Consider the following 24,600-nt stretch of genomic DNA (forward strand, 5'->3'; position numbering starts at 1 on the left):
AGATGGACATCAACGGAATAGACCACATCGAACTGTACGTGGGGGACGCCCGGCAGGCCGCCTTCTACTTCGGCACCGCGGTCGGGTTCCGGCTGCGCGGCCAGGGCGGCCCGGAGACCGGGCTGGCCGACCAGCGCTCGCTGCTGCTGGCGCAGGCCGACATCCGGATGCTGCTCACCTCCGGGCTGACCGCCGAGCACCCGGCGTCGGCGTACGTGCAGCGGCACGGCGACGGCATCGCGGTGGTGGCCCTCGAGGTCGACGACGCCGCCGGGGCGTACGCGGAGCTGGTGGGCCGGGGGGCCGCCGGCGTGACGCCGCCGCGGACCTTCACCGGCGTGGACGCCGAGGTGGTGACCGCGGAGGTGGGCGGCTTCGGCGACGTGCTGCACCGCCTGGTCGAGCGGCGCGGCGACCGCACGGAGTTCCTGCCGGGTGCGGTCGAGTCGCTGCCGGCCGGCGACGACGACAAGCTGCTCGCCGCGATCGACCACCTGGCGGTCTGCGTGCCGCCCGGCCAGCTCGACGGGACCGTCGCGCACTACGAGCGGGTGTTCGGCTTCGCGCAGATCTTCGAGGAGCACATCGAGGTCGCCGGGCAGGCGATGAACTCCAAGGTGGTGCAGAGCCCGTCCGAGCGGGTCACGGTCGTGCTGCTGGAGCCGGACACCAGCCGCCGGCCCGGGCAGATCGAGGACTTCCTGCGCTGGCACGCCGGCGCGGGGGTGCAGCACCTCGGGCTGCGCACCGACGACATCGTCACCGCGGTCGGCGCCCTCGCCGAGCGGGGGGTGCGCTTCGCCGGCACCCCCGCCGCCTACTACGACGACCTGGAGCGGCGCGTCGGGCCGGTCGACGCGCCCCTGGACCGGCTGCGCGACCTGAGCATCCTGGTCGACTCCGACCACGGCGGCCAGCTCCTGCAGATCTTCACCGAGTCGATGCACGTGCGCCGCACCCTGTTCCTCGAACTCATCGAGCGGCGCGGGGCGCGCACCTTCGGCAGCGGCAACATCAAGGCGCTCTACGAGGCCAAGGAACGGGAACTGGCCGCGGCGGGGGCGACCGCCGCCGCCGCGGCCGCGGAAGGGGTTGGGGCATGACCGCCACACATCCGGTGCTGGCCGCCGAGGAGCAGGCGCTGCTGCCGTCCGACGAGGACGTGCGCCACTACGCCGAACACGGCTGGTACCTGTCGAAGAAGCTGTTCACCGACGACGAGGTGGACGAGTTGCTCGCGGCGACCGACCGCTACTACGCCGGGGAACGCGACCGGCGGCTGCCCGCGCGGCCGCCGAAGCTGGCGTACTGGGAGCCGGCGTTGGGGGATGTGCAGCGGCACAACGACTACGTGCACTACGAGCACGATGTCATCGGCCGGATCCTGCGCAAGCCGCTGATCGGGGCGGTCGCCGCCCGGCTGGCCCAGGCCGCGGAGATCCGGGTCTTCCAGTCCACGCTGATCTACAAGCCGCCGATCTCCGGCGAGCCGTCCAACATCGTGCCCTGGCATTTCGACAAGCACTACTGGGCGGCCCTGTCGTCGGAGCGGATGCTCACCGCGTTCATCCCGTTCCACGACTGCGGGGAGGAGATGGGCACCATCACCATGGTCGACGGGTCGCACCGCTGGCAGGAGATCGGCGCCGACGACACCGTGGTCCGGCACTTCGCCGACCGGGACCGCGACCAGCTCGAGGTGATGCTCGCCGAGAACGCCGCGCACAACCACGCGGAGATCCGCAAGATCCCCATGGTCATCCCCAAGGGGCACATGAGCTTCCACCACTGCCGCATCTACCACGGCAGCGGCCCGAACGTCAGCGGCCGGCCCCGCCGGGCGATCTCGCTGCACCTGCAGGACGGCGGCAACGCCTGGCGGGAGCATCCGCTCTCCGACGGCACGCTCGCCGGGTACAACCACGACGTGCTGGTCCGCCGCACCCCCGACGGTCGGCCGGACTACGCGGACCCCGAATTCTGCCCGGTCATCTGGCGCGACCGCGCCCAGCAGGGAGGCTGAACATGTCACGGTACGACTGGGGTAGGACGCACCCGGGCATCGAGCGGCTGGAGCGGGCGGTGACCGACCGCCGCGACGTGGTGGTCAAGCACCCGCTCTACGCCAACCTGGACAACCACGACGCGCTGGTCACCTTCATGGAGCACCACGTCTTCGCGGTCTGGGACTTCATGTCGCTGCTCAAGTCGCTGCAGCGCCAGCTCACCTGCGTCACCGTGCCGTGGGTCCCGACCGGGCCGACCGGCAGCCGCCGCCTGATCAACGACATCGTCATGGTGGAGGAGAGCGACGAGCTGGGCGACGGCTACATCAGCCACTTCGAGCTCTACGTGCAGGGCATGGCGGAGGCCGGCGCGGACACCAGGGCCGTGGAAAAGCTGATCGACCTGCTGCGCGCCGGCCGGCCGGTGACCGAAGCGCTGGTCGAGGCCGGGGTGCCGGCCCCGTCCGCGGCGTTCGCCGGCACCACCTGGCGGATCATCGACAGCACCCCGGTGCACTGCCAGGCGGCGGCCTTCGCGTTCGGCCGCGAGGACCTCATCCCCGAGATGTTCACCCAGGTCGTCGCCGTCAACGAACGCAACCAGCGGCTCAACAAGTTCGTCGACTACCTGGAGCGGCACATCGAGGTCGACGGGGAGCAGCACACCCCGATGGCCATGCAGATGCTCGCCGACCTGTGCGGCGACGACGACGCCAAATGGCAGCAGTGCGCGGACACCGTCAACGCCGCGCTCGCCGCCCGGGCCAAGCTCTGGGACGACATCCTCGCCGCGATCAAGGAGGGGCGCCCGGCGTGACCCACGACCCGGTCCGGCTCTACCGGACGGTACGGCTGATCCGCCGCTTCGAGGAGCGGGCCATCGAACTGGTCCGCGCCGGGGAGATCGTCGGCGGTATCCACCCGTACCTCGGGCAGGAGGGGATCGCGGCCGGGGTCTGCGCCGCGCTGCGCGACGACGACCTGGTGACCGGCACCCATCGCGGGCACGGGCACGTGCTCGCGAAGGGCGCCGACCCGGCCCGGATGCTCGCCGAGCTCTGCGGCCGGGTCACCGGCCTCAACCGGGGCCGGGGCGGGTCGATGCACGCCGCCGACTTCGGCGTCGGGGTGCTCGGCGCCAACGCCATCGTCGGGGCCGCCGGCGCGATCCTCACCGGGGCGGTGTGGGCGCGCCGGCGGCGCGGCGACGACATCGTGGGCGCGACCTTCTTCGGCGACGGCGCGGTCAACGAGGGGATGCTGCTGGAGGCGTTCAACCTGGCCGCGCTCTGGCGGGTGCCGGTGCTGTTCGTCTGCGAGAACAACGGATACGCCACCACCATGCCCGTCGCGGGCGCGGTCGCCGGCACCATCGGCGGCCGCGCGGCGGCGTTCGGCATGCCGGCGACCGTCGTGGACGGACAGGACCCCGAGGAGGTACGCGACGCCACCGCTGCCGCCGTCACCCGGATGCGTGCCGGCGGTGGCCCGGAACTGGTCGAGGCGCACACCTACCGGTTCGACGCCCACCACACCTTCGAGCACGTGGTACGCCTCGACTACCGCCCGCCGGCCGAGGTGGCCCGGGGCCGCGCCCGCGACCCGGTCGCGATCCAGGGCGCGCGGCTGCCGCGGTCGGTTCGGGACGCCGTCGACGCCGAGGTCGAGGCGACCCTGGCGGCGGCCGTTGAGTATGCCCTGGCCAGCCCGGCCCCGGACCCGGCCGGGGCGTTGGAGCACCTGTACGCCAGCGGGCTGACCGCCCGGACCGGAGGTGGCTGATGCCCCGGCTGTCCTACCGCAGGGCGCTCACCCGCGCGCTCGCCGACGAGATGACCCGCGACGAGTCGGTCTTCCTGCTCGGCGAGGACATCCGGGTGGCCGCCGCGAACGTCACCTCCGGGCTGCTCAAACGGTTCGGGCCAGAGCGGGTCGTCGACACCCCGCTGTCCGAGCAGGCGTTCACCAGCTTCGCCACCGGCGCCGCGCTGGCCGGGCTGCGGCCGGTGATCGAGTTCCAGATCCCGTCGCTGCTCTTCCTGGTCTTCGAGCAGATCGTCAACCACGCCCACAAGTTCCCGCTGATGACCGGCGGGCAGTGCGCCGTGCCGGTCACCTACCTGGTGCCCGGTTCCGGCTCCCGGACCGGCTGGGCCGGGCAGCACTCCGACCACCCGTACAGTCTCTTCGCCCACGTCGGGGTGACCACCGTGGTGCCGGCCACCCCCGCCGACGCGTACGGGCTGCTGGTGTCGGCGATCCGCTGCGACGACCCGGTGGTGGTGTTCGCCCCCGCCGGGGCGATGGACCTGCGGGCCGACGTCGCCGACCCGGCCCCGGTGCCGCTCGGCCGGGGCGTGGTCCGCCGGGCCGGCACCGACGTCACCGTGGTCGCGGTCGGGCACCTGGTGCACGACGCGCTGGCCGTCGCCGGCGACCTCGCCGGCCAGGTGTCGGTGGAGGTCTTCGACCCCCGGACGCTGTACCCGTTCGACTGGGACGGGCTGGTCGAGTCGGTGTCCCGTACCGGGCGCCTCGTGGTGGTGGACGACTCCAACCGGTCCTGCGGCATCGCCGGCGAGATCATCGCCACCGTGGTCGAACGGGTGCGGCTGCTCGCGCCGCCCCGCCGGGTCACCCGCCCGGACGGCGCCGTGCTGCCCTTCGCGCCCGCCCTGGACCGGGCCGTGCAGCCCGGCCGCGACCAGCTCACCGCCGCCATCCAACTCACCGTGAAGGACGGTTGACCGATGGACCCGAACTACCCGTGGCCGCCCGCCGAGCAGGCGTGGACCGACCTTCCCGAGTCGACCCGCAGGGCGATGGTGGCCGCCGGCGCCGCCGAGTGGGAGCGGATCCACCACGGCCGGGCGACGTACAACAAGCAGTGGCGGCTGGCCCGGCCACCGGTGCTCACCGCCGACGCGTTCCGCGAGCTGAACGAGGTCTGCGACCGGATCGCCCAGCTCATCCTCGAGGCGTGCCAGCGGCGCGCCCGCACCGCCGGCGAGCTGCGCCGGCTGCTCGACGTGCCGGCGGGGGAGACCAAGCTGCTCGACGAGGACGAGCCGCTGCACGAGGGGCTGCTCGCCGCGTACCGGCCGGACGTGCTGCTCTCCGGCGGCGTGCCGTGCATCGTGGAGTACAACATCGACAGCAGCCTCGGCGGCGGCTTCGACGCGGACACCGTGATCTACCGGTACGCCGACCTCTACCGCCAGCACGGCCTGCTCGACGGGCTGCCGGCCCGCCCGGCGCCGTCCCTGCTGGACCAGCGGTTCGTGGCGATCCGGGACACCCTCGCTCTGGCCGAGGGGGCCCGGGTGGCGCTGCTGATGGACTTCGACGCCGAGTACCCGGGGCTGGACGACCCGGAGACGTTCATCCGGATCCTCTCCCCGCTCGCCGACCAGGCCAAGCGGTTCGGCATCGACCTGATCATCGCCCCGGTCTCCACCGCCACCCTGGACGAGGAGCAGCGACTGGTGGTCGGCGGTGGCCCGGTGGCCGCGCTGTTCCGGCTGTTCGTGCCGAACCGGGTCACCCCCAGCGCCGGCCTGGACGCGGTCGCCGGGGCCCTCGCGGCCGGCACCCTGCCGATGTTCGTCAGCACCGCCGCCTGGCTGCTCAGCAACAAGCTGAACTACGCCTGGCTCTGGGCCGACCTGGCGTTGCTGTCGGCGGCCGACCAGGCGCTGATCCGCCGGTACGTCCCGCACACCGTGGCGCTCACCGCCGACCAGTTGGACCGCGCCCTGGCCGAGCAGGCCGACCTGGTGGCGAAGCCGGCCGGTGGCTCGGCCGGGCACGGGGTGCTGATCGGCCGGGAGATGAGCGCGGTGGCCTGGGAGGACGGCATCCGCGCCGCAATCGACGCGGGCGGCAACATCCTGCAGCGCTACCACGAGGCCGACCGGGTGGCGATGGACTTCGTGCAGATCGAGACCGGCGAGACGGTCAGCGCCGAGGTGCCCTACAGCCTTGCCCCGTACCTGTTCGGCCGGACCGGCTCCGGCGCCCTGGCCCGGGTCGGCTACCCCGGCTGCGAGCCGGTGCTCAACCTGGCCCGCGGCGTCCTCATGACCGGCATCCTCCTCACCGACTGAGCCCGCTCCCCACCCCCACCTGCGTTGATCAAGTAGTTTGCGTCGTCCGGAGTCGGCTCCCGATGCGAACTTCTTGATCAACACGGGGTCAGGGGTGGCGCCAGCGGGTAAGGAGGGCGGCGCAGTAGGCATCGACGGCCATCGGCGGCACCGGGCGGCGGCTGCGGTGGACGGCGGACACCGCCTTCGCCACCGTGGGGTCCCAGCGTGGTCCCAGCGACGTAGTGGCAACCAGCCCGCGACGTGCGCCTCGTGGCGGGCGGTGCCGGGTCGACCGGTGCCGCTGACGTCGCGTCGTACGGTTGGCCGCAGGCCGAGGCGGCGCGTGCTGACGTGGTGGGTGAAGGTACGCGCCAGGGCCCGCATGTCGGCCTCCGTGAAGACCTCGGGCAGCCCGGGTGTCGAGTGGTACAGCACGGCGAAGTCGATGTCGAGCAGCGCGTGCGTGACGTCCTCGGCCTTCGGCACGGCATGGAACTGCGGACGGTAGCGGGAGCCGTCGCGGGCCGGATCGCCGGTCTTCGCCCAGCCGCCGTGGACCCGGCCGAACGAGGGCCAGTACGGCCAGACGAAGCCGCCGCCGGCCCGGACCGCGAACTGCCGGCGCAGGGTGCGGGCCATGGCGGCCGCCCGGTCGGCGTAGTCGCGGTCGTCGGTCGCGGCGGCCAGCTGGATCAGCGTCCGCCCGACGGCGAGGAACTCGTTGGTGGGCAGTTCGGCACCGGCGAATCCGACCGGCTCGTCCGGCAACCAGACGTAGTAGCCCTCCCCGTCGGCGGAGACCCGCCACTGGTGGTTGTGCCCGGCGAGCGCCTCGTGCGCCACGGCGAGATAGTCGTCGGTACGCGCCGCGACGGCGGCCGGCAGCAGGTCGGGCCGTTCACGGGCGAGCCGGGCGAGACCGGCGAGCGGGTAGGTGATCATCCCGGTCTGCGCCGCCAGGACCACCCGCGCGGGCCGGCACGGGTAGCTGCCCGGCCGTACCCGGCGTGCGTCGGGCGCACCGGTCGCCGCCGCCTCGGCACCCGGCGGCCCGGCGAGCAGGTCCACGGTCACCGGCGCGGCGGCGCTGTGCTGCGCGTAGGCCATCCGGTCGGCGCGGCGCGAGTCGGTGGGATCGAGGCTGAGGTCGGCCAGCACGATCGGCGGCCGGTCGCCGCCCGGGGTGACCGTGAGCGCGAACCGGCCGTCCGCGACCGGTGTGACCTGGACGGCCGCCTTCACCCCGTGCGGTGGGAGGTGGTGCACGTGCAGGGCTGGCGCGCCGGTCACGTCCGGGACCACGGCGGTGGCCACGGTGAACTTGCTGGCGGAACTCCACACCGGCAGGCTCTGGCCACGGTGGTCCCGCACGCCCCGCAGGTGGTCCCGAGCCGCGATGACCGCGTCCGCCATGCGTGCCAGGCGACCAAGGTAGCTGGGGTCGCCGGTGGCCTCCGCCATGAGCAGGTACGCCTGCATCCGCCAGGCGAGCCCCCAGCCGAGCGCGCCGGCGTCGTTGTCCGGCACGACCGGGTCAGCTGACCCCAGGGCGGGAAGGACGGCTTCGACCGCGTCGAACAGCCCGTCGTCGCTGGTGGACGCTGCACTGCGGGTCGTCGTGAACAGTGGCGGCATCCCGGGATTGTGCCATCACCGGCGTTCGATCTGTGTCCCGTCGGACACGTGGCGTGGCGACGTGGCCAGGTGGGCGGCCAGCACGCGGAGGGTCTCGGCGGTGGCGATGGCGTCGCTGCGGGCGCTGCCGTGCCGGCCGTCGCCGCTGTACAGCGACGGGTCGGCGACGGCCGGGTGGTCGGTGAGGTGCACGTGCAGGGTGCCGAGCCGCTCGGCCAGCCGACCGGTGTGGGTCGACAGTTGACGCATCCGCTCCCGCAGGCCGGCTCGCAGCGCCTCGGGGACGGCGGGGCTGTGCGAGACGTCGAACATGCCGACCGTGATCACGCTCGCCCCGGCGTCCTGGAGGGCGGTGATCATCACGGACAGTTCGGCGTCGACCGCGTCCGGGTTGTAGCCGGGCCGGAAGGCGTCGTTGCCACCGCACACCACCAGCGCCAGGTCCGGGCCGAACGCCAGCGCCGACGCCAGCTGGGCCGTCCGCACCTCGTGCGCGCGCAGCCCACGCCGCCCCAGGTTGCGGTAGGCCAGTCCGGCCTGGACCGCGCGCAGCTCGGCGGCGATCCGGTCGGCCCACTGCAGGTCGGAGTAGCCGTGGACCGGCTCGCACAGCCCCTCGGCCACGCTGTCGCCCAGCACCACGAACCGCCGCCACGGATGCCCCCGCAGCAGCTCGGCGGCCTCGCCCGGGCGGAGGCACCACGGATCCGTCGCTTCGGTCAACGTCGATCCCACTCTCGCACGCTAACCCACCCGCCCTCGCTGCGTCGATCATGAGGTTGGCGGCCGTTCACCCGGCGTGTCGCGCCGCTAACCCCATGATCAACTGCCGCAATGGAGGGATGTGGGTGCAGGTGGCGGTGTGTGGGCCGGCGAAGGCGTCGGCGGGCGAGGAGGCGTGGGCGCGGCGGGTGGGGGAGTTGCTCGCGCAGCACGGGGCCGTCGTGCTCTGCGGCGGGGGAGGCGGGGTGATGGCCGCCGTCGCCGCCGGCGCCCGGTCCCGCGGCGGCCTGGTGATCGGGGTACGCCCCGACGACGGCACCGACCCGGGTGAGGCCGACGTGTCGGCGGCGGTGGTGACCAACATGGGACAGGCCCGCAACGCGATCCTGGTGTGGAGCGCCGATGCGGTGATCGCCGTCGGCGGCTCGTGGGGCACCCTCAGCGAGGTGGCGCTGGCGATGCGGCGCGGTGTCCCGGTGGCCGTGCTCGGCGGCTGGCAGATCCTCGACCCGGCCGGTGCTCCGCTGCCCGGCCCGCGGCACGTCGACACCCCGGAGGAGGCGGTCGACGTCGCGCTGCGCCGGCCGGGCTGACCGGGGTCAGCCGAGCAGCGACAGCAGCTCCTCCGGCCGTCCGGCGGCCAGGTCCGCCGGCTCCGCGGCGTCGTACTGGTGGCCCCAGCCGGCCGCCACGGCCATCGCGCCGCTGCTCCGGGCGGCCCGCAGGTCGAGCGGCGAGTCACCGACGTACGCGGCACGGTGGGGATCGAGCCCCAGCAGCCGGCAGGCCAGCTCGACACCGTCCGGGTGCGGCTTGGGCCGCGCGACCTCGTCCCCGCCGAGGACCACCCGGAAGTGTCCGCGCAGGCCGGCCCGGTCGAGCAGGATCTCGGCGGCCCGGTGGCTGGCTCCGGTGAAGAGACCGACCGGCACCCGGCCGGCGACGTCGGCGAGCGCCTCGGCCACGCCGGGATAGACCGCCACCCGCTCCGCGAGCGTGGCGAGGTGCTCGTGGTAGCAGGCCAGGTCGACTTCGGTGGCCGGGCGCCCGATCAGGTGCGTCAGCAGCGCGGCCGGCGGACCGAGCGAATACCCCGCGATGATCTCGGCGTCGGACAGGGCCGGCCCGCCGCCGTCCACGATGGCGGCCCGGTACGCCGCCGGCACCACCGCGTGCGACTCGATCAGGGTGCCGTCCATGTCGAAGACGATTCCGTCCATCCGCGCGTGCTCCCGGCGCACGGACGGTGAGCCGGGACGTGGGGCAGTGCTCACCGCGCCTCCGACCGGTACGCGGCGGCGAGCCGCTTCGGGGCGCGGGCGTACCACGCCTCGGTGATCAGCTCGGCCAGCTCATCGACGTCGATCCGGTCGAGCCGGACCAGCACGGCCGGGTACCCGTCGAAGTGCGGGGTGGTGAAGTAGACGGTGGGATCATCGGCCAGCAGCGCCTCCTTGGCGCCCAGGTCGGGCACCCGGACGCCGAGGATCGGGCCGTCGGGGGCGGCGTCGCCCAGGGCGTCGAGGTCGGCGCGGCGCAGCGGCCGTTCCCAGACGAAGGACTTGTCCCGGACCCGCCAGGCGGGCAGGTCGTCGTGGCTGCCCCGCTCGGTGGTCTCCGGCAGGGCGAGCGCGATCCGGCGTACGTCATCCCAGGTCGCCATGGGCCGACTCTAGATGATTGAGTCCGAAGTCTGAGCTGTGTGACTGGGCAGCTTGACTTGGACACGGCGAAGGGTATCGATGTCAGTTTGTGAAGACAGACCTCGATACCCTTCTGACCGCACTCTACGTGTTCCTCGACGATCACGTCATCGGTCGTCGCCGGATCGGTCGCCCGCCCCTGCTGTCCGACGCCGAACTGCTGTGCCTGGCCATCGCGCAGGTCCTGCTCGACTTCCCCCGTGAACGGCACTGGATCCGCTACGCCCGCAAGAACCTGCGCCACCTGTTCCCCTACATCCCTGACCAGTCCGGATACGGCAAACGGCTACGAGCCGCCGGTCCGCTGATCGCCGCAGCGATCCGACATCTGGCCGAGAACACCCCGACCGGGGTACCGATCCTGCGGCTGGTCGATTCCACACCCGTGCCCTGCGGAGCCTCTCGCGAGACCGCGAAACGCTCCGACCTGGCAGGCGACGCCGGCTACGGCTACTGCGCCTCCCACTCCCGCTACTTCTGGGGCATGCGCCTGTATCTGGTCACCACCGTCGAGGGCATGCCGGTGACCTGGTGCCTGGCCAACCCGAAACTCGACGAACGCGACGTCCTGGCCGCCCTGCTGGAAGTCGACCACCACCTCGTCCAGTCCGGGCAGGTGATCCTGGCCGACCGGGGCTTCGCCGGTCAGACGTTCGAGGCGTTCCTCGACGACCTCGGTGTCCACCTGCTGCGCCCCGCCCGCAAAGGCACCCGGGACTCGACGCCGAGCTGCACCGAACGACGTCTGCTGCTCATGCGCCAGTGGATCGAGGCGATCTTCGACACCCTCAAAGGCCAACTCAGTCTCGAACAACACGGAGCCCGCCACCGGGCCGGCATCTACGCCCGCGTCGGCCAGCGTCTGCTCGCGATGGCCACCTGCATCTGGCACAACACCAACACCGGCGCACCCAGGAAACGATCACTCATCGCATACGACCACTGACCAGCCCGAACTTCGGACTCAATCATCTAGTGGCTCAAGCGATGTGACACAGGGCGCCCGCGCCCGACCGGCCGCACGTGCCGAGGCTGCACCAGCGACGCAGTCCGCTGTCGTCGAGGAACAGCCAGCCGCACGCCGGATCGGGGCAGGTCCGGATGGTGAGCCGGCGTGGGTCGGCGAGGAGTTCCGCAGCGCTCCAGGCGACCGCGTGCACCGGAAGCCGCAGCCCGGCCCGCAGGTCCGGCCACCACCGGCCGCGGCCGTCCACCCCGCGTCGGAACACCTGCACCTGCGCGGCCGCCTCGGCGTGACGGGCCACCGCGTCGAAGGCGCGGTGGTCGTCCGGGGCGGTGAGGCAGGCGTACAACCGGGTGCGCAACGTCCGAGCCTCGTCGAGCACGGCGGCGGCCTCGCGGGGATCACGCCGGGCCAGTTCGATGAGCCGGGCCACCGCGACGTCGTCGACCAGCCCGACGTGACCGGCCCACACCGCCAGGGTGCGGTAGCCGCGCAGCCACTCGGCGCCGGGCTGTGGCGCCGGGTGCTGCCAGCCGGCGAAGGTGTTGCAGAATTCGAGCGCCGGGTGCCCGCCGACGCTCCATGGCAGGCTCTCACCGCGTACCCGTACCTCGTACATTCGGCGGCCCGGGCGGTCGAGCCGGTGGTCCGCGCGGAGGATCCGCCGGTGCACCTCGCGCAGCCTCGTCCCGGGATCGACGCCGAGGTTGTCCACCAGGGCGTGCCAGGTGGTCTGGTAGAGGGTCAACGCCTCGGCCTGCCGGCCACCCTGGTACAGCGCGGTCATCAGGGTGCCGACGAGCTGTTCCCGGGTCGGGTGCCGGGCGACCAGCGGGGCCAGCTCGGCGGCCACCCGGGCGTGCTGGCCGAGCGCGAGCTGGGCCTCGGCCCGCAGTTCGACGCCGGTGAGGCGGAGCTCCTCCAGCGGCCCGTGCAGCCGCTCGCGCAGCTCATCGTCGGCGGTGTCGGCGAGCAGCGGGCCGCGCCAGAGGGCCAGCGCCCGATCGAGCAGGGACAGCCGTTCGGCCGGGTCGGTGGCGTCGCTGGCCCGGTAGCTGAGGCGGCTGAACTCGTCGATGTCGATCTGATATCCGTCGGCCTCCACCAGGTAGCCGTCGCGCCGGCTGCCGATGGTGACCCGGTACGGCACCAGGGCGGCGCGGAGCCGCCCGACGTACGTCTGCACGACGCCCCGGGCCGAGGCCGGCGGCTGGCCGTTCCAGAGCAGTTCGATGAGCCGGTCGGTGCGCACCAGGCGGCCCGGGTCGAGCAGCAGGAGGGCGAGGAGGCAGCGCTCCTGCCGCCGGTTGCTGAGCGCGACCGGTTCGCCGTCCTGGTACGCCTCGAACGGGCCGAGCAGTCGGAATTCCATGTCGGGTTGACCGCCTGGCACCCGCCTCAGGTTGTCATCTCCAACGAGCCGGTGTGCGCCCGGAGTTCGATCACGGCGCGCGGGTGACGGACCGCGTGGTGAGGATCTGGTGAGCGGCGTTGGCGAGCCTGGGTCCTGATCGTGCGTCAAGAATGGAGTGATCATGCGTCGGATGTTCAACCTCGGGGCCGCCCTCGTCGTAGGCGCCCTGGTGGCCACGGTGTCCACCACTCCGGCCGGGGCGGCCGGGAACGGCGGCGGGCACGGCTGGGTGCCGGCTCCGCAGCAGCCGTTCGACCAGCCTGCCGGTGCCCGGTGCGACTTCCCGATCCACGTCGAGGCCGTGCTGGACGAGGTCCGCAAGAAGGTGCTGGCTGAGTTCCCGGACGGTTCGCCGCGTCGGGAGATGTACCAGGGCGCCCTGCTGACCAGGGTGACGAACACCGCGACCGGGGTCAGCACCCTGCTGGACGCGGGCGGCATGGCGATGGTCGAGTACGCCACGGACGGCTCGACGACCTGGTACGTGACCGGGCCGGTGCTGTTCGGTTTCGGCGAGAACGGAGGCAATCTGCCGCGCGGCGCGTGGCTCATCGACGGGCAGTTCGTCGTCGAGTTCTCCCCGACGAACTTCAAGACCCTCACCATGGTGCACGGCACAACTCACAACGTCTGCACGGACCTGGACTGACATCGGGCGGCGGCCCCGGGATCAGGCCGGGGTGGACATCGCCGGCTCCGCCGCCGGGCGGTCGGCGCGGGGCCGGGGCAGCAGCAGCGGTCCCACGGTCAGCACCAGACAGGCCGCCGCCATCACCAGCAGCGCCGGGGTCAACCCGAGGGCCGCCACCGACCAGCCGCCGAGCAGCGCCCCCACCGGCAGGCCCAGGAAGGCCACCGACCCGGAGATGCCCAGCACCCGGGTCTGCAGCGGCGCCGGCACCCGCTCGTACAGGGCCGCGCCGAGCAGCGGGTTCACCGCCGCGATCGCCACCCCGGACAGGAACGTCACGGTGAGCACCACCACCAGTTCGTCGCTGAGGGCGAGCGCCAGCAGCCGGGGCGCGCCGCTGAGCGCCAGCCCCAGCGCGAAGGTCGACCGGCGGGGCAACCGCGTGCCGGCCAGCGTGAACAGCAGGTTGCCCAGCAGCGCCCCGCCCGAGAAGATGCCGAGCACCAGGCCGAAGCCGGCCGGGTCGCCGAGCACCCGGTCCACCCAGAGCGGGATCCACACCGCGACGCTGGCGTTGGCGAACATGTTCGACGCCGAGACCACCACCAGCATGGTCAGCAGTGCCCGGTCGGTGCGCAGGTAGCCGAAGCCGCCGCGCAGCGCCCGTAGGTAGCTCTCCCGGGGCGCCGGCTCCGCCGGGGCGGGTGGCCGGACCAGCACCCCGATGAGCAGCGCGCAGACCGCAAAGGTGGCCGCGTCGATCCAGATCGCCCGGGTCACTCCCACCCAGTCGATCAGCAGCCCGCCGAGCACCGCCCCGAACAGTGTCATGCCCCGGGCCAGGCCGTCGTAGGCGGAGGTGAGCCGGATCAGCGGCACACCGGCGCGCTCGGCGGCGGGCTTGAACAGCACATGCTTGACCCGGTCGCCGATGCCGCGCAGCCCACCGGCCACCGCGACCAGCGCCAGCAGCGCCCCGAAACCCAGCCAGGGAGCCAGCGCCACCACCGCCATCGCCGCCGCGCTGGCGGCGTCGACCGTGACGGCGGTACGCCGCACCCCGAACCGGTCCGCCCACGGGGTCGCGAGGGCGCTGGAAAGCATGTACGGCAGGGTCTCCGCCGCCGCGACCAGACCCATCCGGGTCGGGCTGCCGGTGGTCTCCAGCACCAGCCAGGGGATGGCCACCACCGAGATCCGGGTGCCCAGGTTGGACAGCAGGTCCGCGCCGACCAGGGTGTACAGCTCCCGGCGCGGGGTCACGCCGGGCTGCCGATCACCGTGCCCACCGCGTCCGTGTCGGTCGGATGGGCGGCGGCGTACCGGGCGCGCAGGGCCCGTTTGTCCACCTTGGCGGAGCGGTTCAGCGGCAGCGCCTCGACGAACTCCACCGCGCCGGGCGCCCAGGTCTCGCTCAGCTCCCGGGTGACCAGCGCGATCAGGTCGTCCCCGGTCACCGTCGCCCCCGGCGCGGGCACCACGTACGCGTACGGCAGCTCACCGGCCACCGGGTCCGGTACGCCGATGACGGCGGCGGCGCGTACCTCGGGGTGGGCGGCGAGCACGTCCTCGATCGGGCGGGAGTAGATCGGCCAGCTTCGCTGCCGGGTGAGGATCCGGTCCTGGAGCCGGTCGACCAGGTAGAGGTAGCCGTCGGTGTCGAGGTGGCCGATGTCGCGGGTCCGTACCCAGCCGTCGACCAGCGTCTCGGCGGTCAGTTCGGGCTGGCCGTGGTAGCCGGCGAAACTGAGTTTGGTGCGTACCCACACCTCGCCGTCCTCGCCGGGCGGCAGCACCCGGCCGTCGGGGTCCCGGATCTCCATCGCCACGTCCCCGTACGGCCGGCCGCAGGAGCGCAGCCGCTCCGGGTGTTCCGGGTCGTCGGTCAGCCCGGGCAGGGCGCAGATCACCACGGCCTCGCTCAGCCCGTACACGATGCGCAGGCACGGGCCGAAGCGCGCGATCGCCTGGCGCAGCCGGGCCGGCGCGGCGGGCCCGGCGCCCACGTTGAACATGAACATGGCGGAGAAGTCGGCGCCGTCCAGCGCCGGATGGTCGAGCACCTCGTAGAGCATCGGCGGGGTGACGAAGGTGGAGGTGAGCCGCTCGGCGTCCACGGTCCGGATGAACGCCTCCGGGTCCCACCGTTCGCGCAGGACCAGCACCCCGCCGGTGAACAGGTTGAACAGCGTGGTGATCTGGCCGCTGGCCAGCCACATCGGCGAGTGCGACAAGTGCCGCAGCAGCGGGAGGCCGGCCGCCCAGAAGTCGGCGGCCAGGGCGAGGACCTGCCGGTAGAAGTTCTCCCGGTGGTGCACCAGCTTCGGCGTGCCGGTGGTGCCGCTGGTCTGCAGGAACGACTCCGGCGCGGGCACCGTGGCGGGCAGTTCCACCGGCTCGCCGCCTGCGGTGAGGTCCGGCCCGGCGCCGTCCGGCCCGAGGCAGAGCACCGGTACGCCGGCCAGCCCGGCGGCGATCTCCGCGCCGACCGGGTCGCGGGGGTCGTGGACGAAGGCGTCGGGGCGGGCCAGCGCGACGAACTCGTCGACCTCCCGCCGCGAGGTCACCGGGGCGATCCACATGCTCCGGCAGCCGAGCAGGTGCAGCGCCAGTTGCAGCAGCGGCCCCTCGACCGGGTTGCCGAGCATCACCAGCACCGCGTCGCCGGGGCGTACGCCGTGCCGCAGCAGCGCGCCGGCCAGGCCGCGCACCTCGGCGGCGACCTCGGCATAGGCCAGCCGGCGATTTCCGCCGACGAGAGCCTCCCGGTCGCCGAACCGCGCGAACAGCTCCAATGCCTCGTGCACGTAGTTCGGCTGATCAGTCATCGCAGCGCCCCCAGGTGCCAGGGTCGGCGACCGCACCGCCGCCGGGTTTGAGCCTAGGCACGCCGGGTCGGGACAGGACAGAGCCGAACGGCGTCGGCCGGCACCCGGCGGGCATTCGATGATGTCGATCAGGTTGATTGACGCTCGTCATCGTCGACGGCTAGTTTCCGGTCCATCGCCCGGGCCGTGTCGCCGACTCGTGCCACGCCCGGGGCTGCCAACGATGGAGGATCAATGCCGACCCCGAAGAGATGGCACGTCATAGCTTTCGCCGCAACGATGCTGATCGCCGGCACTCCGGCCGTCACCGCGAGCGCCGGCCCCGCCGACAACGACGGCGCCCGGCCGGGGCGTACCGAGTGGGCGGGCAGCTGGGCCGCCGCGGTGACCCGCGGCAACACCGTCGGCCTGACCAACACCGGCCTGAACAACCAGAGCATCCGGATGGCCGTGCAGACCACCGTCGGCGGTGACCGGCTCCGGGTCCGGCTGACCAACCTCTACGGCGAGCAGGCCGTGCAGGTCGGGCACGCCACCGTCGCCCGACCCGACACCACCACCCCCGACGACCTGTCCGACATCGACCCGGCCAGCGTCCAGCCGCTGACCTTCGACGGCGCCGCGTCGGCCACCATCCACAAGGGCGCCGAGCTGCTCAGCGACCCCCTGGCCTTCCCGGTGCAGGAGCAGGAGGACCTGGTCGTCACCCTCTACTTCCCGGTGCTCACCGGCCCGGTCACCTTCCACGGGCAGTCCCGCGTCACCAACTTCATCGGCGCCGGCGACCTCACCACCGCGGCCGCCGGCACCGGCTTCACTATCCGGCCCAACTGCTGCTGGATGTTCCTGTCCGGCATCGACGTGGAACGCCGGCTCAGCCCCGGCGCGGTGGTCGTGCTCGGCGACTCCATCGGCGACGGCAACGGCAGCACGGTCAACGCCGACCGGCGCTGGCCGGACCTGCTCGCCAAGCGGCTCATCGACGCCCGCCCCGAGGTACGCACCCCGGGCGTGCTGAATCTGAGCCTGTCCGGCAACCGGCTCAACCACGAGGGCACCGAGCCCGGCGCGGGCGGCTTCCCCGGCTACTACGAGCTCGGCCCCAACGCGCTGGCCCGGCTCAACGAGGACGTCTTCCCGCAGACCGGGGTGCGGACCCTGATCACCCACCTGGGCATCAACGACATCTGGATGAACGGCGACAGCGCGGAGAGCGTCATCGCCTCGCTGCGGCAGATCAACCGGCAGGCCCAGGCCCGCGGCCTGACCAGCCTGGTCGGCACCATCACCCCGTACGAGGGCAACGGCGGCCCCGGGGTGTGGACGGCGGAGAAGGAGGCCACCCGGCAGGCGGTGAACAGCTGGCTGCGCGGCACGGGCGCGACCGAGTTCGACGGGGTGCTCGACTTCGACGCGGTGCTGCGCGACCCGGGTCACCCCGCGCGGCTGCTGCCGGCGTACGACGCCGGGGACCACATCCACCCGAACGACACCGGGGCCCAGGCGATGGCGGACGCCGTACCGCTACGGCTGCTCGGGCTGTGACACCGGCGGGGGCGGCGTGGACAGCACGCCGCCCCCGCCGCCGATCCTGGGGAGGAACGATGGACGTCGACGAGATCCTGACCGGCCTCTACAGCGAACCGGGCCGGCAGGACCCCTATCCGTGGTACGCGGCCCTGCACGAGCACGGGCCGATCAGCGCCATCCCGACCCGCGCCGAGCACAGCACCGTCACCGCCGTCGCCGGCGGGTACGACCTGGTCGACCAGGTGCTGCGCGACCCCGAGTGGTACAAGGGCAGCCCGCCGGGCTGGCAGGAGCAGGAGATCCTGCGTACCTTCCTCACCTCCATGATGTTCATCAACCCGCCGGACCACACCCGGATGCGGGCCGTCTTCGCGAAGACGTTCACCCCGCGCCGGCTGGGTGCGCTGGAGCCGGTGATCGTCCGGGTCGTCGAGGAGCGGCTGGACCGGCTGGCCGAGGTCGGCGCCGACGGGGGCGAGGTCGACTTCGTCGCCGACTTCGCGTACCCGGTCCCGGCGCTGGTGATGGCCGAGTTCATCGGCCTGCCCGAGGCCGACCTGGCCTGGTACCGGCAGCGGGTCGACTGGATCGACGAGTACATGGACGTCGCCGGCAAGACCCCGGAACGGCTGGCCCGGGCCAACCAGGCCGCCGACGAGCTGCGCGCGTACTACCGGGACCTGATCGCCCACCGGCGCCGGCAGCCCGGCGAGGACCTGATCAGCGGGCTGGTCGAGGTGCTGGACGCGGGCGGGGCCGAGCTGACCGAGGAAGAGCTGATCAGCAACCTGATCGTGCTGTTCAACGCCAGCTTCGTCACCACCGTCTACATGTTCAGCAACGGCCTGCCGCTGCTGCTGGGCCACCCCGACGTGGTCGCCGCGCTGCCCGGCGACGACGCGCTGGCCCGGGGCTGCGTGGACGAGGTCCTGCGGATGGAGAGCCCGGTGCACTTCCTGGCCCGCTCCGCGCCGCGCGACACCGAGCTTGGCGGCGTACCGGTCGGGCGGGACGAGAACGTGCTGCTGCTGATCGCCGCGGCCAACCGCGACCCGTCCCGTTTCCCCGACCCGGACCGCTTCGACCCGCACCGCGCCGGCCCGCCGTCGCTCGCCTTCGGGGTGGGACTGCACTTCTGCCTCGGCTCGGCGGTGTCCCGGCTGGAGGGGCGGCTCGCCCTGCCCCGGCTCTTCGCCCGCTTCCCCCGTCTGACGATCACCCAGCCCTTCACGTACAGCGGCAGCCTGTTCCTGCGCGGCATCGACAAGCTCTTCGTCACCACCGGCAACTAGGAGGACGTGATGGCGCTCGATCCGCAGGTGGTCGCGTACCGGGCCGAACGGGCGGCCGCCGGCACCGCACCGCTCTACACGCAGACCCTGGCCGAGGCCCGCGCGGCCGACCTCGCCGCGATCCGCGCCGGCGCCGGCGCGGTCGAGCCGGTCCACGAGGTACGCGACATCCACCTCCCCGGCCCGGACAGGCCGCTCCCGGTGCGCATCCACCGGCCGGCCGGCGACGGTCCCCTGCCCACGCTGGTCTACTTCTTCGGCGGTGGCTGGACGCTCGGCAGCGTGGACACCGCCGACGGGATCTGCCGGCGGCTGGCCAACGCCACGCCCTGCCAGACGGTGACCGTCGGCTACCGGCTGGCCCCCGAGCACCGGTTCCCGGCCGCGGTGGACGACTGCTACGCGGCGCTGCGCCGGCTGGCCGGGCACGCCGAAGAGTACCGGGTCGACCCGGACCGGCTCGCGGTGGGCGGGGACAGCGCCGGCGGCAACCTCGCCGCCGCGGTCACCCTGCTGGCCCGCGCGCACGGCGGCCCCCGGCTCGCCGCCCAGCTGCTGGTCTACCCGAACACCGACCAGCGGCCCGCCGCCGGGCCGGCCGACGACGAGGACGCGCTGCTGTTCAACCGGCACTCGGTCGACTGGTACCGGCGGCACTACCTGGCCGACCCGGCCGACGCGGCCCACCCGCTCGCCTCGCCGCTGCTCGCCGAGGACCTGTCCGGCCTGCCCCCGGCGCTGATGATCACCGCGGAACACGACCCGCTGCGCGACGAGGGCGAGCGGTACGCCGGGCGGCTGCGGAACGCCGGGGTGCCCACCGACCTGACCCGCTACGCCGGCATGATCCACGGATTCTTCGCCATGCCCGGCGTGTTCGACGCGGGCCGCCGGGCGCAGGAGCAGGCGGCCGCCTTCCTTCGGAACCGCTTCGGGCTGGGGGTCGCGTCGGCGGCCGGGTCGGTGGCGGGTGGGCCGGACCGTGGCTGAGCCGACCGACGAGCTGGTGCTCGGATGCCGGCCGGCGCCGGCCGGGCCGGATGGATGCGCGTCGGCGGCCCCGTCCGGCGGCGGTCCGGCCGTACCGGACGCGACCGCCCCGGCCGGACCGCCCGTCTCGGACCCGGTCGCGCCGGCCGGACCGGCCGCCGGCGCCTCGGCCGCTGCCGGGTTCGTCCCGCCGGCCAGTCTGGCCGACTTCGCCGAACTGGCCCGGGCCGTGCTGCCCGGCGACGTGTGGGACTTCGTGGCCGGCGGCAGCGGCGCCGAGACGACCATCGCGGCCAACCGGGCCGCCCTGGACCGGGTGGCGGTGCTGCCCCGGGTGCTGACCGGGGTGGACCCACGCACCGAGGCGGCGCTGCCCGGCGGCACCTACGCCCTGCCGGTGGCGGTCGCGCCGATGGCGTACCAGCGGCTGCTGCACCCGGACGGGGAGCTCGGCCTGGCCGCCGCCGCCCGGACCGCCGGCGTGCCCTACGTGGCGAGCACCCTGGGCAGCACACCGATCGAGGAGATCACCGCGGCCGGTGGCAGCCTCTGGTTCCAGCTCTACTGGCTGCGTGACCGGGGCCTGGTGGCCGACCTGCTGGACCGGGCCCACGCCGCCGGCTGCGCCGCGCTGATGGTCACCGTCGACGTGCCGGTGCTCGGCCGGCGGCTGCGCGACCTCCGCAACGGCTTCGCCCTGCCGCCGCAGGTCACCGCGGCGAACCTGCCCGGTGGCCGCGACGACCTTGCCCACCAGGGCACCCCCGGGGTGTCCGCCGTCGCGGTGCACACCGGCGCGGTCTTCGCCCCGGCCCTGAGCTGGGCCGACCTGGCCTGGCTGCGGGAGCGTACCCGGCTGCCGTTGCTGGTGAAGGGTGTCCTGGACCCGCGCGACGCGGTCCGCGCCGCGGAGGCCGGCGCGGACGCCGTGGTGGTCTCCAACCACGGCGGGCGGCAGTTCGACGGCGCCCCCGCCACCGCGACCATGCTGCCCGAGGTGGTCGCCGCGGTGGCGGACCGCTGCGCCGTGCTGCTGGACAGCGGCGTGCGCAGCGGCACCGACGTGCTGCGCGCCCTCGCCCTCGGCGCGGCCGGCGTGCTGGTCGGCCGGCCGTTGCTCTGGGCCCTGGCGGCCGGCGGCCGGGCCGGCGCCGAGGCCGCCCTGGCGCTGCTCGCCGCCGAGCTGCGCGACGCGCTCACCCTGACCGGCTGTGCCGACCCGGCGGCGGCCCGGCACCTGCGTACCCTGACCGGAGGCTGACGTGGAGCCGGTGGACCTGACCGTCGCGGCCCTGCACCGCAGTGTCGACGACCCCGCGCTGAACTCGATGAACTTCCTCAACGAGGTGGCGCAGCACTACCCGGACGCGGTCTCGCTCGCCGCCGGTCGGCCCTATGAGGAGTTCTTCGACTCCGCCGTCCTGCACCGGCACCTGGACACCTTCCGCCGGCACCTCGCCGACGACCTCGGACTCAGCCCCGCCCAGGTCGACCGCACCCTGCTCCAGTACGGCCGGACCAAGGGCATCGTGCACCACCTGATCGCCCGCAACCTGGCCGTCGACGAGCAGATCACCGTCGACCCGGAGACGATCGTGGTGACGGTCGGTTGCCAGGAGGCGATGTTCCTGGCGCTGCGGGCGCTGCGGGCCGGACCGGAGGACGTACTGCTCGCCGTCGCCCCCACGTACGTCGGGCTGACCGGTGCGGCCCGCCTGGTCGACCTGCCGGTACGCCCGGTCACCGGCGGCCCGGACGGGATCGACCTGGCCGACCTGCGCGCGCAGCTGCGCCTGGCCCGGTCCGAGGGGCTGCGCCCGCGCGCCTGCTACGTGATGCCCGACTTCGCCAACCCGTCCGGGGTCAGCATGGACCTGGCGCAGCGGCGGCGGCTGCTCGACCTCGCCGTCGAGGAGGAGCTGCTGCTCATCGAGGACAACCCGTACGGCCTCTTCCCGGCCGGGGGCACCGAGCGGCGGCCGACGCTCAAGGCGCTGGACAGCCGGCGCCGCGTGGTCTACCTCGGCTCGTTCGCCAAGACCGTGCTGCCCGGCGCCCGAGTCGGGTACGTGGTCGCCGACCAGCGGGTCGCCGGCTCCGACGGGACGGTCGGCCCGCTCGCCGACCAGCTCGCCAAGATCAAAAGCATGGTCACCGTGAACACCTCGCCGATCGCCCAGGCGGTGATCGGCGGGGCGCTGCTGGCCCACGACTGCTCACTGGTCGCGGCGAACGCGCGGGAGCGGGCCGCGTACGCCCGCAACCTGCGGCACATGGTCGACGGGTTGGCCCGCCGCTTCCCGGCCGGCGGCCCGGTGCGCTGGAACGTGCCGGCCGGCGGCTTCTTCGTGGTGGTGACCGTGCCCTTCGGCGTGGACGATGCGCTGCTGCACCGCTCGGCCCGCGAGTACGGCGTGCTCTGGACCCCGATGGCCCACTTCTACGACGACGGGGCGACGGTGAACGCCCTGCGGCTGTCGGTCAGCGCGGTCACCCCGGACCAGATCGACCTGGGCCTGGACCGGCTCGCCGCCCTGGTCACCGACGAACTGGCCGCGCTGGCCGCCCCGGCGTGACAGCACAGGGTCGCCGGTCCGCCACCACCCGTGTGTCCGGGCGTCGAAGCCACCGTAGATAATGGACGGATGGTTGCCTGGGAGTACGCGTTGCTGGTCCGCCGCTATCAGGGGCAGGGCCGGAATTTCCACGTCACGTTCGTCTGGTACGCCCCGGACGGGTCGCGCACCGATGTGACGGCGTACGGGGACACCGCCATCGGGCACCTCAACCGGGTCGGCCGGGAAGGCTGGGAGCTGGTCTCCGCCGCCGAGGACGTAAACAACGTCCAGGGCAGCACCGAGGTGCACCGCTACCACCTCAAACGCCCCCTCCGCTGACCAAGCCCTGCCCCTGCGCCTGCCCCACTGGCCCCGGGCCCACCCCGTTGATCATGAGGTAGGCAGTGGAAAGAGCGTTTTCCGCTAACCTCATGATCAACGGGTGGGCCAGCCGGATGTGCCGACGCCCCGCGCGGCCGGATGCCGGGCGGGGCGTCGGGGATGCCGGGCGCGGGCGGGCGGTCAGGCGAGGTTGACGGCGGGGTAGAGGGGGAAGGTGGCGAGCAGCTCGCTGGCCTGCTTGCTCACCTTGTCCGCCAGGGCCGCGTCGAGCACGTACTTCGCCTTGGACGGGGTGCCGTCAGCGTTCGCACCCGCGGTGGTCTGGGTGAGCACGGCGTGGATCAGCTCGGCGGTGGCGTCCATCTCGGCGGTGCCGAGGCCCCGGGTGGTCAGCGCCGGGGTGCCGATCCGGATGCCCGAGGTGTACCAGGCGCCGTTCGGGTCCTGCGGCACTGCGTTGCGGTTGGTGACAATGCCCGAGTCCAGCAGCGCCTGCTCGGCCTGCCGGCCGGTGAGGCCGTACCCAGAGACGTCGATCAGCACCAGGTGGTTGTCGGTGCCCCCGGTGACCAGCTTCGCGCCCCGGCGCAGCAGCCCCTCGGCGAGCGCCTGCGCGTTGGCGACGATGCGCTGCGCGTAGTCGGCGAACTCGGGACGGCGGGCCTCGGCCAGCGCGACCGCCTTGGCGGCCATCACGTGCGGCAGCGGGCCGCCGAGCACCATCGGGCAGCCGCGGTCGACCTGGTCGGCCAGCTCCGGGCCGCAGAGCACCATGCCGCCGCGCGGGCCGCGCAGCGACTTGTGGGTGGTGGTGGTGACGATGTGCGCGTGCGGCACCGGGTCGAAGTCGCCGGTGAAGACCTTGCCCGCGACCAGGCCGGCGAAGTGCGCCATGTCGACCATGAAGGTGGCGCCGACCTCGTCGGCGATCTCCCGCATGATCCGGAAGTTGACCTTCCGGGGGTACGCCGAGTAGCCGGCGACCAGGATCAGCGGCTTGAACTCCCGCGCCGCCTCGGCGACCTTGTCGTAGTCGATCAGCCCGGTGGCCGGGTCGGTGCCGTAGCTGCGCTGGTCGAACATCTTGCCGGAGATGTTCGGCCGGAAGCCGTGGGTCAGGTGCCCACCGGCGTCCAGCGACATGCCGAGCATCCGCTGGTTGCCCAGCTCCCGGCGCAGCGCGAACCAGTCCGCCTCGGTCAGCTCGTTGACCTGGCGTACCTGGGCCTTCTTCAGGGCCGGGGACTCCACCCGGTCGGCCAGGACCGCCCAGAAGGCGACCAGGTTGGCGTCGATGCCGGAGTGCGGCTGCACGTACGCGTGGGCCGCACCGAACAGCTCCCGGGCGTGCTCGGCGGCGAGCGCCTCGACGGTGTCCACGTTCTGGCAGCCCGCGTAGAAGCGGCGTCCGACGGTGCCCTCGGCGTACTTGTCGCTGAACCAGTTGCCCATGGCCAGCAGGGTGGCGGGGGAGGCGTAGTTCTCGCTGGCGATGAGCTTGAGCGACTCACGCTGGTCGGCCAGCTCCGCCCCGATGGCGTCCGCCACCCGCGGCTCGACGGCGCGGATCACCTCCAGCGCACTGCGGAAGGCGGTGGATTCGGCGTTCAGCGACATGCGACCTCCTGATGACGTGCGGAAGGCCCAGGCGCTCGGCGTGCGTCCTCGTGACGGGACCGCTCCCCGATGGTGCTCCATCCCACGCGCCAGTCACGGCCCGCGCCGATCCTACCGGGTCCGCCCGGACCGGCCCGGTCCACCTCCGTACGAGGCGGCGGCGGGGACCTGGTCGCGGACCCGGCCCCGCTGGGTCCCGTGCCACGTGACGTGGTGCAGCACGCTCTCGTTGACCTCCTCTCCACGCCTGAAGGACTCCGTTGGGAAATCCGTAATAGC

23 protein-coding genes and 1 riboswitch are annotated in these 24,600 nt (G+C 73.3%); of the genes, 16 read left to right on the plus strand and 7 right to left on the minus strand.

Features of this window, described 5'->3' with window-relative positions; genetic code table 11:
* Positions 1-2: 2 nt before the first annotated feature.
* From hppD to A6A27_RS20780, 7 genes are all read left to right on the plus strand, one after another.
* Complete coding sequence (gene hppD / locus A6A27_RS20750; RefSeq protein WP_073836271.1) at positions 3-1,103, plus strand: 4-hydroxyphenylpyruvate dioxygenase; 1,101 nt, start codon at positions 3-5, stop codon at positions 1,101-1,103.
* A complete protein-coding gene (locus tag A6A27_RS20755; protein ID WP_073836272.1) occupies positions 1,100-2,023 on the plus strand; it encodes a phytanoyl-CoA dioxygenase family protein in 924 nt (307 codons plus the stop codon). Before hppD ends, A6A27_RS20755 begins: the two co-directional genes overlap by 4 nt.
* Positions 2,024-2,025: 2 nt before the next feature.
* The gene (locus A6A27_RS20760) at positions 2,026-2,823 is read left to right on the plus strand and encodes a DUF3050 domain-containing protein (RefSeq protein ID WP_073836273.1); all 798 of its coding nucleotides are present in this window, start codon (positions 2,026-2,028) and stop codon (positions 2,821-2,823) included.
* On the plus strand, positions 2,820-3,788 hold the full coding sequence (locus A6A27_RS20765; protein ID WP_073836274.1) for a thiamine pyrophosphate-dependent dehydrogenase E1 component subunit alpha: 969 nt from the start codon (positions 2,820-2,822) through the stop codon (positions 3,786-3,788). Before A6A27_RS20760 ends, A6A27_RS20765 begins: the two co-directional genes overlap by 4 nt.
* Positions 3,788-4,753 (plus strand): alpha-ketoacid dehydrogenase subunit beta, encoded by a 966-nt coding sequence (locus A6A27_RS20770; RefSeq protein ID WP_073836275.1) that lies wholly within the window; start codon positions 3,788-3,790, stop codon positions 4,751-4,753. The genes A6A27_RS20765 and A6A27_RS20770 overlap by 1 nt, the downstream gene beginning before the upstream one ends.
* A gap of 3 nt (positions 4,754-4,756) precedes the next feature.
* Positions 4,757-6,112, plus strand: coding sequence for a hypothetical protein (locus A6A27_RS20775; protein ID WP_073836276.1), 1,356 nt, complete (start codon positions 4,757-4,759; stop codon positions 6,110-6,112).
* A 441-nt stretch (positions 6,113-6,553) separates the two neighbouring features.
* Entirely contained in the window at positions 6,554-7,636 is a 1,083-nt protein-coding gene (locus A6A27_RS20780; RefSeq protein WP_073836277.1) for a hypothetical protein, read from the plus strand.
* Positions 7,637-7,744: 108 nt separating this feature from the next.
* Here the strand turns inward: A6A27_RS20780 and A6A27_RS20785 are convergent, their stop codons facing one another.
* Positions 7,745-8,464, minus strand: a complete 720-nt coding sequence (locus A6A27_RS20785) for an SGNH/GDSL hydrolase family protein (RefSeq protein ID WP_073836278.1) — start codon at positions 8,462-8,464, stop codon at positions 7,745-7,747.
* A 107-nt stretch (positions 8,465-8,571) separates the two neighbouring features.
* On the opposite strand from A6A27_RS20785, the gene A6A27_RS20790 reads away from it, so the two are divergent.
* Positions 8,572-9,045, plus strand: a complete 474-nt coding sequence (locus A6A27_RS20790; RefSeq protein WP_158074021.1) for a TIGR00725 family protein — start codon at positions 8,572-8,574, stop codon at positions 9,043-9,045.
* Between the two features lie 6 nt (positions 9,046-9,051).
* Here the strand turns inward: A6A27_RS20790 and A6A27_RS20795 are convergent, their stop codons facing one another.
* Together A6A27_RS20795 and A6A27_RS20800 are read right to left on the minus strand one after the other, a co-directional pair.
* Complete coding sequence (locus A6A27_RS20795; RefSeq protein ID WP_241825363.1) at positions 9,052-9,726, minus strand: HAD family hydrolase; 675 nt, start codon at positions 9,724-9,726, stop codon at positions 9,052-9,054.
* Complete coding sequence (locus A6A27_RS20800; protein ID WP_073836280.1) at positions 9,723-10,115, minus strand: MmcQ/YjbR family DNA-binding protein; 393 nt, start codon at positions 10,113-10,115, stop codon at positions 9,723-9,725. The genes A6A27_RS20795 and A6A27_RS20800 overlap by 4 nt, the downstream gene beginning before the upstream one ends.
* Before the next feature lie 89 nt (positions 10,116-10,204).
* On the opposite strand from A6A27_RS20800, the gene A6A27_RS20805 reads away from it, so the two are divergent.
* Positions 10,205-11,101 carry an IS982 family transposase gene (locus A6A27_RS20805; RefSeq protein WP_073836281.1) on the plus strand — a complete coding sequence of 299 codons (897 nt, stop codon included), beginning with the start codon at positions 10,205-10,207 and terminating at the stop codon, positions 11,099-11,101.
* Positions 11,102-11,135: 34 nt separating this feature from the next.
* On the opposite strand, the gene A6A27_RS20810 is transcribed toward A6A27_RS20805, so the two are convergent.
* A complete protein-coding gene (locus A6A27_RS20810) occupies positions 11,136-12,491 on the minus strand; it encodes a BTAD domain-containing putative transcriptional regulator (protein WP_073836282.1) in 1,356 nt (451 codons plus the stop codon).
* Between the two features lie 163 nt (positions 12,492-12,654).
* On the opposite strand from A6A27_RS20810, the gene A6A27_RS20815 reads away from it, so the two are divergent.
* The gene (locus tag A6A27_RS20815; protein ID WP_073836283.1) at positions 12,655-13,182 is read left to right on the plus strand and encodes a hypothetical protein; all 528 of its coding nucleotides are present in this window, start codon (positions 12,655-12,657) and stop codon (positions 13,180-13,182) included.
* A 21-nt stretch (positions 13,183-13,203) separates the two neighbouring features.
* Here the strand turns inward: A6A27_RS20815 and A6A27_RS20820 are convergent, their stop codons facing one another.
* Together A6A27_RS20820 and A6A27_RS20825 are read right to left on the minus strand one after the other, a co-directional pair.
* Positions 13,204-14,427 carry an MFS transporter gene (locus tag A6A27_RS20820; protein WP_073836284.1) on the minus strand — a complete coding sequence of 408 codons (1,224 nt, stop codon included), beginning with the start codon at positions 14,425-14,427 and terminating at the stop codon, positions 13,204-13,206.
* Positions 14,424-15,992 (minus strand): class I adenylate-forming enzyme family protein, encoded by a 1,569-nt coding sequence (locus A6A27_RS20825; RefSeq protein ID WP_073836285.1) that lies wholly within the window; start codon positions 15,990-15,992, stop codon positions 14,424-14,426. Before A6A27_RS20825 ends, A6A27_RS20820 begins: the two co-directional genes overlap by 4 nt.
* A gap of 234 nt (positions 15,993-16,226) precedes the next feature.
* Here A6A27_RS20825 and A6A27_RS20830 point away from each other — a divergent pair, with 234 nt between their 5' ends.
* The 6 genes from A6A27_RS20830 (at position 16,227) to A6A27_RS20855 (ending at position 22,701) form a co-directional block, all read left to right on the plus strand.
* Entirely contained in the window at positions 16,227-17,537 is a 1,311-nt protein-coding gene (locus A6A27_RS20830; protein ID WP_073836286.1) for an SGNH/GDSL hydrolase family protein, read from the plus strand.
* 59 nt (positions 17,538-17,596) lie between these two features.
* Positions 17,597-18,814: a cytochrome P450 gene (locus A6A27_RS20835; protein WP_073836287.1), complete on the plus strand. Its 1,218-nt coding sequence runs from the start codon at positions 17,597-17,599 to the stop codon at positions 18,812-18,814.
* Between the two features lie 9 nt (positions 18,815-18,823).
* Positions 18,824-19,804 carry an alpha/beta hydrolase gene (locus A6A27_RS20840; RefSeq protein WP_073836288.1) on the plus strand — a complete coding sequence of 327 codons (981 nt, stop codon included), beginning with the start codon at positions 18,824-18,826 and terminating at the stop codon, positions 19,802-19,804.
* A gap of 199 nt (positions 19,805-20,003) precedes the next feature.
* Complete coding sequence (locus tag A6A27_RS20845) at positions 20,004-21,065, plus strand: alpha-hydroxy acid oxidase (RefSeq protein WP_073836330.1); 1,062 nt, start codon at positions 20,004-20,006, stop codon at positions 21,063-21,065.
* 1 nt (position 21,066) lies between these two features.
* Positions 21,067-22,380, plus strand: a complete 1,314-nt coding sequence (locus A6A27_RS20850; RefSeq protein ID WP_073836289.1) for an aminotransferase-like domain-containing protein — start codon at positions 21,067-21,069, stop codon at positions 22,378-22,380.
* Positions 22,381-22,449: 69 nt separating this feature from the next.
* Positions 22,450-22,701 carry a hypothetical protein gene (locus tag A6A27_RS20855; RefSeq protein ID WP_073836290.1) on the plus strand — a complete coding sequence of 84 codons (252 nt, stop codon included), beginning with the start codon at positions 22,450-22,452 and terminating at the stop codon, positions 22,699-22,701.
* 183 nt (positions 22,702-22,884) lie between these two features.
* Here the strand turns inward: A6A27_RS20855 and A6A27_RS20860 are convergent, their stop codons facing one another.
* Positions 22,885-24,321: a glycine hydroxymethyltransferase gene (locus A6A27_RS20860; RefSeq protein ID WP_073836291.1), complete on the minus strand. Its 1,437-nt coding sequence runs from the start codon at positions 24,319-24,321 to the stop codon at positions 22,885-22,887.
* 18 nt (positions 24,322-24,339) lie between these two features.
* Positions 24,340-24,428, minus strand: a riboswitch (ZMP/ZTP riboswitch).
* Between the last annotated feature and the right edge of the window lie 172 nt (positions 24,429-24,600).

Origin of the sequence: Micromonospora sp. CB01531, from assembly GCF_001905095.1 — a bacterium.
Lineage (GTDB): Bacteria > Actinomycetota > Actinomycetes > Mycobacteriales > Micromonosporaceae > Micromonospora.

Bases quoted from the DNA above. Each gene is read 5' to 3' on its own strand.
- hppD (WP_073836271.1), top strand. From the start codon at position 3: ATGGACATCAACGGAATAGACCACATCGAACTGTACGTGGGGGACGCC.
- A6A27_RS20755 (WP_073836272.1), top strand. From the start codon at position 1,100: ATGACCGCCACACATCCGGTGCTGGCCGCCGAGGAGCAGGCGCTGCTG.
- A6A27_RS20815 (WP_073836283.1), top strand. From the start codon at position 12,655: ATGCGTCGGATGTTCAACCTCGGGGCCGCCCTCGTCGTAGGCGCCCTG.
- A6A27_RS20775 (WP_073836276.1), top strand. From the start codon at position 4,757: ATGGACCCGAACTACCCGTGGCCGCCCGCCGAGCAGGCGTGGACCGAC.
- A6A27_RS20770 (WP_073836275.1), top strand. From the start codon at position 3,788: ATGCCCCGGCTGTCCTACCGCAGGGCGCTCACCCGCGCGCTCGCCGAC.
- A6A27_RS20800 (WP_073836280.1), bottom strand. From the start codon at position 10,115: ATGGCGACCTGGGATGACGTACGCCGGATCGCGCTCGCCCTGCCGGAG.
- A6A27_RS20840 (WP_073836288.1), top strand. From the start codon at position 18,824: ATGGCGCTCGATCCGCAGGTGGTCGCGTACCGGGCCGAACGGGCGGCC.
- A6A27_RS20790 (WP_158074021.1), top strand. From the start codon at position 8,572: ATGTGGGTGCAGGTGGCGGTGTGTGGGCCGGCGAAGGCGTCGGCGGGC.
- A6A27_RS20830 (WP_073836286.1), top strand. From the start codon at position 16,227: ATGCCGACCCCGAAGAGATGGCACGTCATAGCTTTCGCCGCAACGATG.
- A6A27_RS20760 (WP_073836273.1), top strand. From the start codon at position 2,026: ATGTCACGGTACGACTGGGGTAGGACGCACCCGGGCATCGAGCGGCTG.
- A6A27_RS20855 (WP_073836290.1), top strand. From the start codon at position 22,450: ATGGTTGCCTGGGAGTACGCGTTGCTGGTCCGCCGCTATCAGGGGCAG.
- A6A27_RS20860 (WP_073836291.1), bottom strand. From the start codon at position 24,321: ATGTCGCTGAACGCCGAATCCACCGCCTTCCGCAGTGCGCTGGAGGTG.
- A6A27_RS20835 (WP_073836287.1), top strand. From the start codon at position 17,597: ATGGACGTCGACGAGATCCTGACCGGCCTCTACAGCGAACCGGGCCGG.
- A6A27_RS20810 (WP_073836282.1), bottom strand. From the start codon at position 12,491: ATGGAATTCCGACTGCTCGGCCCGTTCGAGGCGTACCAGGACGGCGAA.
- A6A27_RS20825 (WP_073836285.1), bottom strand. From the start codon at position 15,992: ATGACTGATCAGCCGAACTACGTGCACGAGGCATTGGAGCTGTTCGCG.